Genomic DNA, 12,298 nt, shown 5'->3' with positions numbered 1-12,298 from the left:
CGGCCCAACGAAGTCCACTCTGGTTATCAACAGCCAGCCCTGGCAGCGTAGAAGAATCCACTCAATCCGCTGTCCGAAATCCCCGCAGCAGCTCAGTGCTCGGTGAGGGATCCCTGTCGGACGGAATCGGAGGGCCCGATCCGACGGACTATGCTTTGACCGTGGCCAAAATCTTCGATTCCATCGACAAGAACCTCCAAGCGTGGATCGAGGAACAGCCCATGTGGTTCGTCGCAACCGCGCCGCTTGGAGCAGACGGGCATGTGAATATGTCCCCCCGCGGCCACGACTCGTTCTCTGTCCTGGGCGCCCACCGAGTCGGCTGGATTGACTACACCGGCAGCGGCGTCGAGACAATCGCACACATCCGAGAAAACGGCCGCGTGTGCATCATGTTCAATTCGTTCGGTAGCCGGCCCCGCATCGTTCGACTGCACGGCCGAGGCTCAGTGTTCCTTCCGGGTGAGGCAACATTCAAAGAAGTAGTGGCACTTCACCCCGAGCACCCAAGTACCCGAGCGGTCATCACGGTAGACGTCACCCGCATCAGCGACTCGTGTGGCTGGGGCGTCCCCGTCATGGAAATGACCGGCGAGCGTGACCTTCTTCGCTTGCAGGCCGAGAAGAAGGGCGCGGACGGCATGGCCGAGTACCGCGCCGAGAGGAACGCGTGGAGCATCGACGGTCTACCCGGGTTCCCCGCAGAGGCATAGTTGACACTCGGGAGGTGAGTCTCTCGCGACCGGCCCCGGTCTCGAAAAGGACGTGGTCGCTTCGGGATCCCCTTGCGGACAGCTCCGTGCGCCAAATAACGCTGTGAAAACGCCGCCATTTATCGCTGAAAGTCACATGCATGGCCTAGGCCAGCAACTGCGCGGAACATGTCAGCAGGCTCCCGCGGCACGCTGATCTACCGGCTTACGCGACACTCGGCTCCGCTCTCGTCAACATCTTTTTCATGACGACGCGCGGCCAGGCATCCAAACCATGTGCACTTTCTACTTGCACGATCCGACGCACACCCTGCGACCACTGGCATTCGGGCACCCGCACGAATCCTAAGCGCGTGTAATAAGGGGCGTTCCAGGGAACTTCTTCAAAGGTCGTCAACGTCATTCCTTCGAGTCCTCGTGCCACAGCCCAGCGAGCCACTTCTTCGATGAGTGACCGACCAAGACCCTGGCGGGCGTACAGAGGGTGGACGGTCACCTGCTCGATGTGGGCGCGCCGATCAACGTCTTCAACCAAAATGTAAGCGACCGGTTCATCGCCCGAGTCTGTGGCGACCCATGCCCTGCCCTCTCGCTGGTACGCGGCCAGGTCATCCAAGTCCGGTGGCGAGTCGTTAGCGATGGCTGCCATGTTGATAGTTCGAAATGCTTCGCCGGCCGCGACTTCGATGTCCCGTATCCTCGGGAGGTCTTCTCCCCGCGCTTCCCTGATCACACGACTAGTCAATCAGAGGCAACCCGCAAGAGAGCGACAGTCGACAAGGTGGCATATGGAGCCAACGGCACAAGTGTCGTCTGGTCTTAGGCTAGGCGTCATGGCAGTCGTTCACAGAGCTACGTTGATTCCGTCGAAAATGAAACTCCTCAAACGCTGGCTGCCCAACCAACCGTGGTTCAAGGAGAACGGTCCAACGAACCTAGGGCGTGTCGGCTCCTTCCGTTTTGATGATCCCGACGGTGAGGCCGGCATCGAAACACTTATCGTTGCAAGTGAGAGCGCAGTTTTTCAGGTTCCGATGACGTACAGAGACTCCCCTCTTCAAGGTGCCGACCCGTGCCTGATTGGCACTATGGATCGTTTCTCGGAAAGAGATGGGTTTACGATGCCGCTGGTGATCGCGTCTATGCGTCCGCCTTGGCCGCCACCATCCTGACCGGACAGCCACAGGCCGACCAATCCTTCGAGGTCGACGGGCGGCTTGAATTAATTCCTGAGTCCGTACACCTGCAGAGCACGGGAACGCCAGAGACCAGCATTCCCATCATCTGCTCGGCAGTTCCCGATATTGTGGACGGAGTAACAACCATCCATGCAGGGGAAGTGGACCTGTCGGTTAGTCGGGTACTCGATCTAATCAGCGAGCCTTTTGGGCAGAGGCTCCTGACAGCCACGTGGGATGAGCAGACCATCCCGGTGCAACTCGCTTCCGTGGTTCGAGTCTGACAAACCCATGGCGCTCGCCCAAGGTTCCCTTCCTGACACCGGGTTCATGTTGGCTTGCCATCGGCCGTCAACCGCTACAAGCTGACACACATGAGTGATGTTGCCAAGGCGGAGTTGCGCCGGTATTTGCAGGATGGCCGTAATGCGATTGTGTGGAAGCTCGAGGGCCTGTCTGAGTACGATCTACGCCGCCCCTTGACGCCGACCGGCACGAACCCCCACCGGGCTGGTCAAGCACCTAGCCGGGGTCGAAGCCGAGTACTTCGGCGTAGTCTTCAACCGACCCTTCGCTGAGGAATTAAAATGGCTTTCGCCCAATGCCGAGCCGAATGAGGACATGTGGGCGCGGTCTGAGGAGTCCCGCGACGCGATCGTCGGCCTATATCAACGGGTGTGGGCACATGCCGACGCAACAATTTCCCTGCTGCCGCTTGATGCTTCCGGCTACGTGCCGTGGTGGCGTGAGGCGAGCAACCCGGTCAGCTTCGCCCGCATATTGGTCCACGTGACTGCCGAAACGCATCGGCATGCCGGTCATGCAGACATCGTGCGTGAGTTGTCCGACGGCAGCGTCGGACACCGGGACGGCAACGACAATATGGCAGCCGTGGACCCGGCGTGGTGGCACGAGTACTGCGATCACCTAGAGTCGGTTGCACGCGGTTACGGGGGCAAGACCCAACCGCGCGCAACCGACACTCACCAGCACCGATAGCGGCGTTACACGCCAACCGTGCCATCGCCGAGCGCAAGGAAGCCGGGGCCGGCCGGGCAGCGGCGTAGTCGGCCGAGATGCGGGAGCTGAGGAAGCGCAACCGCTTATTGGAGCAGGAGAATGAGATTCTGCGCCGTGCCGCTGCCTATCTGGCGAGGGACATCAACCCAAAATTAGGTACCCGCTGGTCACGGATCTTGCCGCCGACAGAATCCCCGTGGCGGTGACCTGCAGGGTGATGAAGTTCAGCAAGCAGGACCGTCTTGTTAGGATCAAAGGAGTCATCAGCCTCCGACGGATCAGTGCGCGGTTGAAGTATCCGGAGTGTCAGCGTGCCGCACATCTTTATGCCATCACGGAAACACCGGCACGCGGCCGCAGCAGTTCCCGTCGCGCGCAGCAGGCGGTTGATATTCCCGGGTTTCACGTCCAAGAGTTGAGGTTAGATGGTCCTTCAGAATCGGGCGAAAGCCACCCGTGGGGCTATCATCATCGGAGCCGCTGCAGTCTTTGAGGAGCACGGCTACGGGAGTGCCAGCCTGACCCAGGTGTCTGAAGCGGCCGGGGTGACCAAGGGCGCACTCTATTTCCACTTCCAGTCCAAGGAAGATCTCGCCCGGGCTGTCATCGAGGACCAGCATCGGATCGTCCTGGCCGAAAGCGAAAGCATCCTTAACGAGGATCGGCCAGGCCTGACGGCCATGATCATCCTGTGCCGCGCTTTCGGCCTCCAGCTCCTGCACGAGCCAGTTGTCAGAGCAGGCATCCGCTTGACGTTCGAAGCGACGGCATTTGGTCCACCCGTACGCGGCCCTTACGAGGACTGGATCGCCGTCATGGAGCAGCTGACCGAGCGGGCCAAGACGGAATTGCAGATCAGGCTCTCCGTCGATGCCGCAGCATTCGCCCGATACATTGTTGCCTCCTTCACCGGAGTTCAGATGGTCTCCGGCGTGCTGACCGGCCGCGCGGACGTCATGCAACGGATCGAAGAGATGTGGGGGATCCTGCTGCCTGGGATCATGCATGAGAATTTTCACGAGGACCCCCGGGCCCTCTCCCGACTAATTTCCGCCGCAATCCCCAGCCCGGCTCAGAGTCCTACCGTACCGGCGCCCTGACCGGCTCGTCCGGCCAACGCCCTCCTCCGGCTCCCTCCCCCAAACTTAAACCGGATGACCGTCTTGTTTATGCGGTAGTCATCATTTACTCTTGTCACAGATCCATTGGGACCTCCGCTCGATGAGCGGCTGTGACGGCGCACATATTTGGGGGGCGCCTGCACAGAACGCCGGGATTGGAGCTCCCCGCGGGCCCGGCCCTCTTCCACGAGAGCATCCGCCACGGCGATCCCTTGATTTCCGGCCGGGACCACCAGGACAGCTCGGCAAAACGTCTCTGCCTTGTCCGGGCGTGCATCACTTTCCGTGGCAAAGGGGTTCTTTCGGACTCCAGGTCCGTATCCTGTTGCACAGGTAGGGGCCACTGACGGCGGCGATGCTCTCCACAGTCGCCGGTTTGACTTGATGAATTCCTCAGAATACGATTCTGATTCGCGCCCCGATGCATCCCCCAAGAGCATCGGGGCGCTTCCATGTCCGCTCACAGATGGGCCCCTCTGGGGAAGGCGAGCTCAGCGCATACCTAAGCTCGGCTCAGCATGGGTTCTGAGGCTGGCCCAGGGCATCTCGCTAGGCGTGGGCGGCGGCGTAGGCCTGTTGAATTTCCTGGCGAATTCGTGCCCGGCCACGTGCCAGGGCCTTTTACCTCAAGTCAGGATTCACTCCGGATGGGGCGCGGAAGCTCTTGCCGCCCGACTGGAGCGAGCTGCCAGAAATAAGATTGGTCCGTTCCTGAGCTGCGGAGTGAAAGTGTCCGGTAAAGGATCGGCGAATTCAGGCGGTCGTTGCAACGGCGGGTTTTTCTGGTTCAAATAGTAGCCGTTCCATGGCTTGGGCGGGGGTGATGCCGCCCAGGGTCTTGCGGGGTCGGTCGTTGAGTTCGGCTGCGACTTCGAGCAGCCGCTCGGGTGAGTGCACGGACAGGTCGGTGCCCTTGGGGAAGTACTGGCGTAGGAGTCCGTTGGTATTCTCGTTGGTGCCGCGCTGCCAGGGTGAGTGCGGTTCGACACCAACGGCGCCTCCAACGGGCCCACCGAAGCCATCAACGGCGTCATCGAAACCACCCGCCGGATCGCCCGCGGCTTCCGCAACTTCACCAACTACCGGCTCAGATGCCTACTCGCCGCCGGCGGCCACCGCCCCTACCGAAAGAACACCCTCAACCATGCCTAAATGCGAAGGGCCGCATAAGCACGGACGACCAAAGTGAGGCACAGATGAAAGGATCATAAAGGAGTTTTCATAAACCCATTTCCCAACGCTGAGTCGCCGCGTGGATTGTGAAATGGACCCGCATCCGCAGGCTGCCCAACCACCAGGGCCAAGTACCAGCCTGACGCCAACGGCAGTGCCCAAGGTTTTCCAAAGCTTGGGTGTCTAATATCCCACTACGGGTTGAAGTATTTATGGCCAGTAACCGAGGACTGACTATAGGAGGGATCCCTTTCCCTGCCCGGACCGTGCACAAAAACTGAGGTTGAGGCCAAAGACACGATGCGCGGTTAAAGATAACCGAATACACAACTCAATAGCCCGCCGGTACCTCACCCCGGCGGGCGCCGGAGTTTAAATTGCATTTCCTGATTCGATGGCGCTCTGTTTGCGAGGACCCGCGTTTAAGCACTCCGGCTTCGCAGGCTCCGACACCGCCCATACCATTCTTCCGCGAAACTTCGTAGCGAAGCCACGTCCGCCGGTTCGGAGGAATCCCTTATTCCGAGGCTACCGATCACCATTGGGGGGGGTGACCGGCAGCTCCGGCAGGGCCACAATGGACGTTGTCTCAGCTAACAGCGCTTCGGGAGGCGCGGTTCTATGACGTCTATAATCAAGTCCCTTTCATGGACTGCCATCATCCGGAGAAGTCCTTCCCGCGAGGCGAGTTCAATGTCCAGGGCCGTCGCTGCAATGTCCTCCAAGGCTTCGGGCATCCAATCCGCGGATATGCCGCCGGGGTGTGAGAACTTCTCGGAGGAGCGGAACAACGCATAGCGGATCACTTTGCCTTGCAGCTCGGCAACAAGGAACTCGATCTCAGCCAACAGCTGATCCGTCCACATGGCGTCGGTTATCGCGCCGCCGCGCCGGGTGCTGTCCGGCCCTTGGCCACGAAGCTCTGGCTCCTGCTCCGGCCGGGCGGGTCCAGGGTCGACCGCAGCGGGCCCGGGTCGCAGATCGGTGCTCTTGGATGCGGATTGATAAACGGGCGGCCTCGCATCGGTGTGATGAACTCCTGGTGGGGGCGCCGGCTGGGGCGCTGCCAGGGTCCGGGGCAACACATTAAGGCTTATCGGACGTCCGGCAATCGGGATAGGCCCGCAACAGCGGAGGGCTTGGCGGGATCAACACGCCAGCCGGGTTGCTTAGAGGTCTTCCTTGGCGAGGGCCTTTGTTTCGGCCGGCGTCGGCCGTCCGAGGCGCTCATCGAGGGTAACGCGCAGCCGGGCGGCAGCCACCTGGACGCGGTGCTCCGAGGGGGTCATGGCCCTGCCTGTCGCCTGGGCGTCGTGGCGGGATCCATGGGAGGTCTTCTTCTCCGGTGTGCTGGTGCTCATGATCTTCCCTCCCCGGTGTCGTCTGCCGTTGTCCCATTCTCGCCCATGTCGTCCGCGGAGTCCACGACCCCACCCGGGTCACTGCCGCCGTCCGATGCTCCGTTGACGGACTTCCAGGCAATATCAAGCAGCTCGAGCTCTTCGTTCCGCGCCAGGTCGCTGTGGGCCAGGACATCCAGGGTGGCAAGTCCGAGGGCTTTGGTGTTTTCGTCCTCATCGAGCGCGCGGTCCAGGGCCCATTGGGTCCTCTTCCACCACTCGGCCCGGTCGTCAGCGATCGCTTTCTGTTTCAGCGTGCGCCAGCCGATGAAGGCGGCTGCAACGGCGCCGAGGACCACAGCGATGGGCCCGAAGGCGGCAACAATCTGCCACCACTCGGCGGTGCCCGAGTGGACGAACACGTCTATGGGCGGCGGGGATGGGGTTGGGGGCACGTCACCAGCCTAAGGCGGGCAGTGACGTGGTCTGGTTTGCCCGGTCCCAGCGGCGTGGCCGGTGGTATCCGGAAGTCCTCCCAGACGCAGCCGCTGAACGTGACGTCCTTCGTCTCCGAAACGGCCGCCGTGCGGCCCGGCGCCGTCTGGTACTGCCAGTAAAGGTTCGTGTGGGCGATGACTTTGTCCGGCGGTGGGGCGCCCCACGCGCTCTGGTCCTCCGTCGTGTGGGCATCCCCGACCAGCGTCACGTCGTAGCCGCGCGTCAAAGCACCATGGATCGTGGACCGGATGCATTCATCCGTTTGTGCTCCGGTGACGACCAGGCGTCCGACACCGGCCCGGGCCAGCACGTCCTCCAGTTCGGTGCCCTCGAAGGAGTCGCTGAACGCCTTGTGCACCAGCGGTTCGGCGCTCCGGCGTGACAGTTCCGGGACGTACTCCCAGGCCTCGCTCCCCCGTTCGAGCTGTCCGTCGGAGTGCTGGATCCAGACGATCGGGACGCCCTCCTTACGGGCTTTGTCCACGAGCGCGCTGATGTTGGCAACGACGTCGTCGCGCCGGTGTGTCCCCGCCATGACGCCGTTCTGGACGTCGATCACCATCAAGGCGGTGCGGGGCCGATCTGCAAGCGTGGTCATGACGAGCTCCTGGTCCTCGGGCGCCGTTCGGGCAGGGTCCTGCCACGCGGATCATGCTAGGCCGATACATTGCCAGGCGCTACAGGCCGGACCGGACCTTGACGCCCACGCCCGCCGCTGGCACGCGCGGGGATCCCTCGAGATGCCAGTGCCAGTGGCTCAAGGTCCGGGACATGGACTGGCGTTCCGTCCCTGTCGAGGAAAGCGCCGAACGGCTGCGCGATCAGACCGGAAGCGGGGATCCCGGGGCGCGCACGACGAGCGGCCTGGTCGCCTACCTCGACGGTGAGCCGGCCGGCTGGTGCGCCGTCGAACCCCGCACTGCGTATGCGCGCCTGCTGCGCACCCGGGTCCCGTGGACCGGGCGGACGGAAGACAAGGGCGACTACGGCGTCTGGGCCGTGACATGTTTTGTCACCCGTTCCGGGTTCCGCCGCCGCGGGATCAGCCGCGCACTGGCGCACGCCGCCGTCGACTTCGCCCGTTCCCGGGGGGCGCCCGCGCCGTCGAGGGCTATCCGATGATCACGGAGCCTGGCCAGGAGGTCACGTGGGGTGAACTCTATGTCGGCAGCCGCAGCATCATTGCCGCCGCCGGGTGTCATGAGGGTCACTGCCCGGAACCGCCGTCTCCCAGCCATTTCCCGGTTGGATGCTGTACGGTTCAATCCCGGAAAGCCAGATCAACAGAAGCGAGAATCAACCAGGTGGCAACCGACTATGACGAAGTCCGATCCGATGTTGCGGAATCACGCAATGCCTCTCTGGAGGCCCTGCGCTCGGCAAATGCGCCGGACGCACGCAGCGTCGGCCGGGAACTCGATGAGGCCGACACCTCAGAGGGTGTGGAACTGCCCGGCGCCGATCTTTCAGGTGAGGAACTGACTGTCACGGTCATCCCGCAGAAGGAAGATGAGTTCACCTGCTACTCCTGCTTCCTTGTCCGGCACCGCTCGCAGCTCGCGCGCGAAAAGGCAGGTCACTCGTACTGCGCAGATTGCCTCAGCTAGCCGCACCGCCGCTTCACAAATCGTGCCAGGACCGCGCCGCGCATGCCCTGCGCGGCGCGGTCCGCCATTGTCCTGATTGACGATGCGGCGCCTGCCGGCACGTGGCCGGAGGCAGGACTGAATGTGGAACACCCAGTCGCAGGATGAAGCTGACGCTCTGTCCGCAGCGGCCGACGACGACCCTACCGCCGCTGACGGCCTCCGTTCCGGAGGGCCGGCTTCCGAACAGACCGGCTCCGGTGCCGCAGCCCCCGCGGCGGAACGCCGCACCTGGAGCCTGCAGCGCGAATGGTCCCGGGCCTTCGCTTTTATGCTGGCCGCCCTCCTCGTCAGAGCACTGGCCACGATTATCGGCGTCCATGGAGTCATGGACCAGGTCCGGGACACGGCGACCGACCTCCACCACCACTCGATGACCGTCGCCGGGCTGCGCAAGGACCTTGACGCCCACGAACAGGCCGCCTACCGGCTGCTGTCCGGTGCGTCCGCCGACAAAACCGCCTTCCTCCGGCAACAGGAGGACCTCAACCGCCGGTTCGACGATGCCGTCCTGGCTATTCCGGCCGAGCGGGACATGCGGTCCACCCTGGTCGGGGTGCGGTCCGCCTGGAAGGACGGCCTGGCGCCCGCGGCCTGTGGGGAAGCCAGGTGGAAGCCCTCACCGGCAACCACGTGGCCGAGACTCCGGCCCTGGCCGCGTCCGGCGCCGGCATCCGGGCCGGATTGGACCGCATCCAGGGCTCGGCCCTGGAGGCCATGGACAGCGGCCTGGCCCAAAGTGCCGAACTCCAGCAGATCGTCATCGCCGCCCGGATCACGCTGTTCGGGCTCGGGGCGGCCTGGGTGGTGTACTTCCGCAGCCGGATGGTCAAGTTCCTGCTCCGACCCGTGGAGGGCCTGCACCGGGGCGTGCTCCAGTTGAAGTCCGGGGACTACAACTACCGGATCGGTGTGGTCCGGCGCGATGAACTGGGGGAACTGGCCGAGGCGTTCAACTCCATGGCCTCCGCTGTCCACGACAGCCACCTGGCCCTGACCCACCGCGCCACCCACGACCCGCTGACCGGACTGGCCAACCGGGCCGCGCTCACTTAGTGCCTGGCATCCTCGCTTACCACGGTGAGCTCCGCAAGTCCCGGCACGCGGGCCTGCTGATCATCGACATTGACGACTTCAAGGGCGTCAACGATTCGCTGGGCCACGAAGGCGGCGATGCGCTGCTGGTCCAGCTGGCGAAACGGTTGCAGGGCTGCGTGCGCGCCCAGGACCTGGTCGCCCGCCTGGGCGGCGACGAGTTCGCGATCGTGATCATGGACGACGCCGACAGTTTGGTCACCGGCGAGATCGCCGGCAGGATTCACGACGAACTGCGGGCACCGTTCTCGCTCGGCGAAGTCCGGCTGAAGGTGTCCGTCAGCATGGGCGCCGCCCGGAGTCGTCCCGAGACGAATGACCCGGCCGAGCTGCTGCGCCAGGCGGACTTTGCGGTGTACATGGCCAAGCACCGCGGCAAGGGCCGGTACCAGCTCTTCGATGCCGAGGGCTACGACAAGATGACGTATCGCGCAGTCCTCCGGGCAGACCTGGCGGCTGCAGTACCTGCCCGTCAGCTGCGCCTCGACTACCAGCCCGTGGCCGATCTTCAGACCGGGAAGATCCTCGGTGTCGAGGCCCTCGTTCGCTGGGAGCATCCCACGTTGGGTCTGCTGGAACCGGCGGAGTTCATTCCCCTCGCGGAGGAGACGGGAGACATCGACGCCATCGGTTCCTGGGTGCTCAAGACGGCAATCCACGAAACCGCCCGGTGGCGTCGATCGATGAGCCATTGCGAAAACCTGTGGGTTTCGATCAACCTTTCCACGCTGCAGCTGCCCAGCCCGCATAACCTGGCTGCCATCGAAAAGATCCTCACCGACCCCGCGGCGCAGGCGCATCGGGTGGTCCTCGAAGTCACCGAAACGGAGCTGGCCAGCAGCGTCGACGGCGGGATCACCGCGCTCAACACGCTCAAGCGGCTCGGCGTCCGGATCGCCATCGACGATATCGGGACCGGCTTCTCGTCCCTGAGCACGCTCGCTGATCTGCCTGCGGACATCCTCAAGATCGACCGCTCATTCCTCGCCGGCCAGCTAGCCGACGGACCGTCCGCGGCCATGCTCGAGGGCATCCTGGGGCTGGCCCATAAGCTAGAGCTCGAGGTGATCGCCGAGGGCATCGAAGACGACGTCCAGTTGTCCGTTCTGCGCGGCCTTGGCTGCCGCATGGGTCAGGGGTTCTTGCTGGCCAAGCCGGGCCCCTCCCACCTGATCCAGGCGCTGCTCGGGTCCCGCACCCGGCTCCAGCCACCCTTCGAGGCCCAGCAGTCTGGCTCTTGACGCCGCCCGGCGTCCGGCTTTGATCCGCACCTCCGGTGCTATTTCCCCGCGTCGGGCGGACAATGAGTTGTAGTTCCTACTGCAATTACAGTTCCCACGCAGAGGATGGTGCGCCATGAAGATTCGCAGCGGCCGGGCGGCACTGCAGCTTCCGTTCCTGGCTGTTTTCTTCGCTCTGATACTCGCCGGAACAGGCGGGTGCGCCAGCGGCGGCGGAAGCCCGGCCGCGACGTCTTCGGCGCCGCCAGTTGCGACCGCACCGGCGAGCGAGGCCGCAACCGGCACCCCGGACTCCACCAGCTCAGCAGCGTCCATCACCATCAAGGACTTCGGCTTTGGCGATCCAATCTCTGTGTCCCCGGGCGCGACGGTGACGGTGACCAACATGGACACCGCGGAGCACACCGTAACGGCGGACCAGGGCTCTGCGTTTGATGTGGAGATCCAGGGCGGTGGCGCAACGGTTACCTTTAGGGCTCCGTCGGCGCCTGGAACGTATGCGTTCCATTGCACTTACCATCCCGGCATGCACGGGACGCTGACGGTCAAGTGAGCGCGCCAAGCCGCACCGGAAAGAGCGTGGGGCAGCGGCGACGCGGGTTGCCGTTGCGGATAATGACCGCATTGGCCCTCCTCATTGACGCCGCCGTCCACATCCATCTCGCCCCCGGCTACCAGGCCGGCAGTTCCGGCGGGCTCGGCCAGGGCACGTTGTTTCTGCTCGAGTCCGCCGCGGCAGTCCTGGCCGCCGCGTATGTCCTTCTGCGCGGGAGCCGTGCCGCCTACGCGTTTGCCTTCGTGGTGGCGCTGAGCGCCTTTGCCGCCGTGGTCCTGTACCGCTACGTTGACATCCCGGCGTTCGGGCCGTTTCCGGCGATGTACGACCCCACCTGGTTTATCGAAAAGTCGCTGAGCGCCATGGCGGAAGCCGCCGGGGTTGTCCTGGCCGGCATCGGCTTCATTCGGGCCGGGCGGACGGTGCGGGCCAGCAGGGCAGGCTGACGGCGTCGTCCGTTCTGAACCGCCAGAAGCGGTGCCCGCGGTTGTTGTCAGCATGGCGGCGAGGTGGTTCATGGACGGCAAGGCGGCGCAGCGGGCGGTGGCTGACGTGACGGCGGCGATCGGATTGTTCCTGGCCGCCGCCACTTGGCTCTGCCTCACAGCTGCTCCCGGAACCGGCGTGCAGCACTTATCCCTTGCCGCCGGCGCCGTCGTGGCCGGACGCACGGCCGCCTCCGTCCTGGGCCGGGATCCGTTGTACTGTTCCTCCGCG

The 12,298-nt window shown here is 64.0% G+C and carries 16 protein-coding genes and 3 pseudogenes; 13 read left to right on the top strand and 6 right to left on the bottom strand.

Annotated features, from left to right (window positions below; genetic code table 11):
• The first annotated feature begins 161 nt into the window (after positions 1-161).
• The gene (locus ABIB51_RS16580; RefSeq protein WP_354189926.1) at positions 162-713 is read left to right on the top strand and encodes a pyridoxamine 5'-phosphate oxidase family protein; all 552 of its coding nucleotides are present in this window, start codon (positions 162-164) and stop codon (positions 711-713) included.
• A 205-nt stretch (positions 714-918) separates the two neighbouring features.
• Here ABIB51_RS16580 and ABIB51_RS16575 read toward each other — a convergent pair whose 3' ends face one another.
• Positions 919-1,362 carry a GNAT family N-acetyltransferase gene (locus ABIB51_RS16575; protein ID WP_354189924.1) on the bottom strand — a complete coding sequence of 148 codons (444 nt, stop codon included), beginning with the start codon at positions 1,360-1,362 and terminating at the stop codon, positions 919-921.
• Here ABIB51_RS16575 and ABIB51_RS16570 point away from each other — a divergent pair.
• The 5 genes and pseudogenes from ABIB51_RS16570 to ABIB51_RS16550 all read left to right on the top strand — a co-directional run bounded on the left by ABIB51_RS16570 (position 1,352) and on the right by ABIB51_RS16550 (position 4,011).
• Positions 1,352-1,885, top strand: coding sequence for a maltokinase N-terminal cap-like domain-containing protein (locus ABIB51_RS16570; protein ID WP_354189922.1), 534 nt, complete (start codon positions 1,352-1,354; stop codon positions 1,883-1,885). The two genes, ABIB51_RS16575 and ABIB51_RS16570, sit on opposite strands and share 11 nt — an antisense overlap.
• Complete coding sequence (locus tag ABIB51_RS16565) at positions 1,786-2,175, top strand: hypothetical protein (protein ID WP_354189938.1); 390 nt, start codon at positions 1,786-1,788, stop codon at positions 2,173-2,175. The genes ABIB51_RS16570 and ABIB51_RS16565 overlap by 100 nt, the downstream gene beginning before the upstream one ends.
• A gap of 226 nt (positions 2,176-2,401) precedes the next feature.
• On the top strand, positions 2,402-2,890 hold the full coding sequence (locus ABIB51_RS16560; RefSeq protein ID WP_354189936.1) for a mycothiol transferase: 489 nt from the start codon (positions 2,402-2,404) through the stop codon (positions 2,888-2,890).
• Between the two features lie 20 nt (positions 2,891-2,910).
• Positions 2,911-3,146, top strand: a pseudogene (locus ABIB51_RS16555) (IS3 family transposase); the annotation flags it as partial.
• A gap of 190 nt (positions 3,147-3,336) precedes the next feature.
• Positions 3,337-4,011: a ScbR family autoregulator-binding transcription factor gene (locus ABIB51_RS16550; protein ID WP_354189920.1), complete on the top strand. Its 675-nt coding sequence runs from the start codon at positions 3,337-3,339 to the stop codon at positions 4,009-4,011.
• Positions 4,012-4,785: 774 nt separating this feature from the next.
• Here the strand turns inward: ABIB51_RS16550 and ABIB51_RS16545 are convergent.
• Positions 4,786-5,016, bottom strand: a pseudogene (locus ABIB51_RS16545) (transposase); the annotation flags it as partial.
• Between ABIB51_RS16545 and ABIB51_RS16540 the strand changes: the two are divergent.
• Positions 5,014-5,184, top strand: a pseudogene (locus ABIB51_RS16540) (transposase); the annotation flags it as partial. The pseudogenes ABIB51_RS16545 and ABIB51_RS16540 overlap by 3 nt on opposite strands.
• A gap of 614 nt (positions 5,185-5,798) precedes the next feature.
• Here ABIB51_RS16540 and ABIB51_RS16535 read toward each other — a convergent pair.
• The 4 genes from ABIB51_RS16535 to ABIB51_RS16520 all read right to left on the bottom strand — a co-directional run bounded on the left by ABIB51_RS16535 (position 5,799) and on the right by ABIB51_RS16520 (position 7,641).
• The gene (locus ABIB51_RS16535; RefSeq protein ID WP_354189918.1) at positions 5,799-6,053 is read right to left on the bottom strand and encodes a hypothetical protein; all 255 of its coding nucleotides are present in this window, start codon (positions 6,051-6,053) and stop codon (positions 5,799-5,801) included.
• Between the two features lie 321 nt (positions 6,054-6,374).
• Positions 6,375-6,566: a hypothetical protein gene (locus ABIB51_RS16530; RefSeq protein WP_354189916.1), complete on the bottom strand. Its 192-nt coding sequence runs from the start codon at positions 6,564-6,566 to the stop codon at positions 6,375-6,377.
• Positions 6,563-7,000, bottom strand: a complete 438-nt coding sequence (locus ABIB51_RS16525) for a hypothetical protein (RefSeq protein WP_354189914.1) — start codon at positions 6,998-7,000, stop codon at positions 6,563-6,565. The genes ABIB51_RS16530 and ABIB51_RS16525 overlap by 4 nt, the downstream gene beginning before the upstream one ends.
• On the bottom strand, positions 6,970-7,641 hold the full coding sequence (locus tag ABIB51_RS16520) for a cysteine hydrolase family protein (RefSeq protein WP_354189912.1): 672 nt from the start codon (positions 7,639-7,641) through the stop codon (positions 6,970-6,972). The genes ABIB51_RS16525 and ABIB51_RS16520 overlap by 31 nt, the downstream gene beginning before the upstream one ends.
• A 173-nt stretch (positions 7,642-7,814) precedes the next feature.
• Here ABIB51_RS16520 and ABIB51_RS16515 point away from each other — a divergent pair, with 173 nt between their 5' ends.
• The 6 genes from ABIB51_RS16515 (at position 7,815) to ABIB51_RS16490 (ending at position 12,027) form a co-directional block, all read left to right on the top strand.
• On the top strand, positions 7,815-8,165 hold the full coding sequence (locus tag ABIB51_RS16515; protein WP_354189910.1) for a GNAT family N-acetyltransferase: 351 nt from the start codon (positions 7,815-7,817) through the stop codon (positions 8,163-8,165).
• Between the two features lie 182 nt (positions 8,166-8,347).
• Positions 8,348-8,650 (top strand): DUF4193 domain-containing protein, encoded by a 303-nt coding sequence (locus ABIB51_RS16510; RefSeq protein ID WP_354189908.1) that lies wholly within the window; start codon positions 8,348-8,350, stop codon positions 8,648-8,650.
• A gap of 648 nt (positions 8,651-9,298) precedes the next feature.
• The gene (locus ABIB51_RS16505; protein WP_354189906.1) at positions 9,299-9,745 is read left to right on the top strand and encodes a HAMP domain-containing protein; all 447 of its coding nucleotides are present in this window, start codon (positions 9,299-9,301) and stop codon (positions 9,743-9,745) included.
• Positions 9,745-11,025, top strand: a complete 1,281-nt coding sequence (locus tag ABIB51_RS16500) for a putative bifunctional diguanylate cyclase/phosphodiesterase (protein WP_354189904.1) — start codon at positions 9,745-9,747, stop codon at positions 11,023-11,025. Before ABIB51_RS16505 ends, ABIB51_RS16500 begins: the two co-directional genes overlap by 1 nt.
• 115 nt (positions 11,026-11,140) lie before the next feature.
• Entirely contained in the window at positions 11,141-11,578 is a 438-nt protein-coding gene (locus tag ABIB51_RS16495; RefSeq protein ID WP_354189902.1) for a cupredoxin domain-containing protein, read from the top strand.
• A gap of 62 nt (positions 11,579-11,640) precedes the next feature.
• Positions 11,641-12,027, top strand: coding sequence for a hypothetical protein (locus ABIB51_RS16490; protein ID WP_354189900.1), 387 nt, complete (start codon positions 11,641-11,643; stop codon positions 12,025-12,027).
• The last annotated feature ends 271 nt before the right edge of the window (positions 12,028-12,298 follow it).

The sequence above is a fragment of the Arthrobacter sp. UYCu712 genome (assembly GCF_040547005.1).
Taxonomy (GTDB): domain Bacteria; phylum Actinomycetota; class Actinomycetes; order Actinomycetales; family Micrococcaceae; genus Arthrobacter.
The sequence above is the reverse complement of the archived record's forward strand: the minus strand, read 5'-3'. Positions and strand labels throughout refer to the sequence as shown.

Coding starts and splice junctions, on each gene's coding strand:
- ABIB51_RS16570 (WP_354189922.1), top strand. CDS start 1,352: ATGGCTGCCATGTTGATAGTTCGAAATGCTTCGCCGGCCGCGACTTCG.
- ABIB51_RS16575 (WP_354189924.1), bottom strand. CDS start 1,362: ATGGCAGCCATCGCTAACGACTCGCCACCGGACTTGGATGACCTGGCC.
- ABIB51_RS16550 (WP_354189920.1), top strand. CDS start 3,337: ATGGTCCTTCAGAATCGGGCGAAAGCCACCCGTGGGGCTATCATCATC.
- ABIB51_RS16530 (WP_354189916.1), bottom strand. CDS start 6,566: ATGAGCACCAGCACACCGGAGAAGAAGACCTCCCATGGATCCCGCCAC.
- ABIB51_RS16520 (WP_354189912.1), bottom strand. CDS start 7,641: ATGACCACGCTTGCAGATCGGCCCCGCACCGCCTTGATGGTGATCGAC.
- ABIB51_RS16515 (WP_354189910.1), top strand. CDS start 7,815: ATGGACTGGCGTTCCGTCCCTGTCGAGGAAAGCGCCGAACGGCTGCGC.
- ABIB51_RS16495 (WP_354189902.1), top strand. CDS start 11,141: ATGAAGATTCGCAGCGGCCGGGCGGCACTGCAGCTTCCGTTCCTGGCT.
- ABIB51_RS16490 (WP_354189900.1), top strand. CDS start 11,641: ATGACCGCATTGGCCCTCCTCATTGACGCCGCCGTCCACATCCATCTC.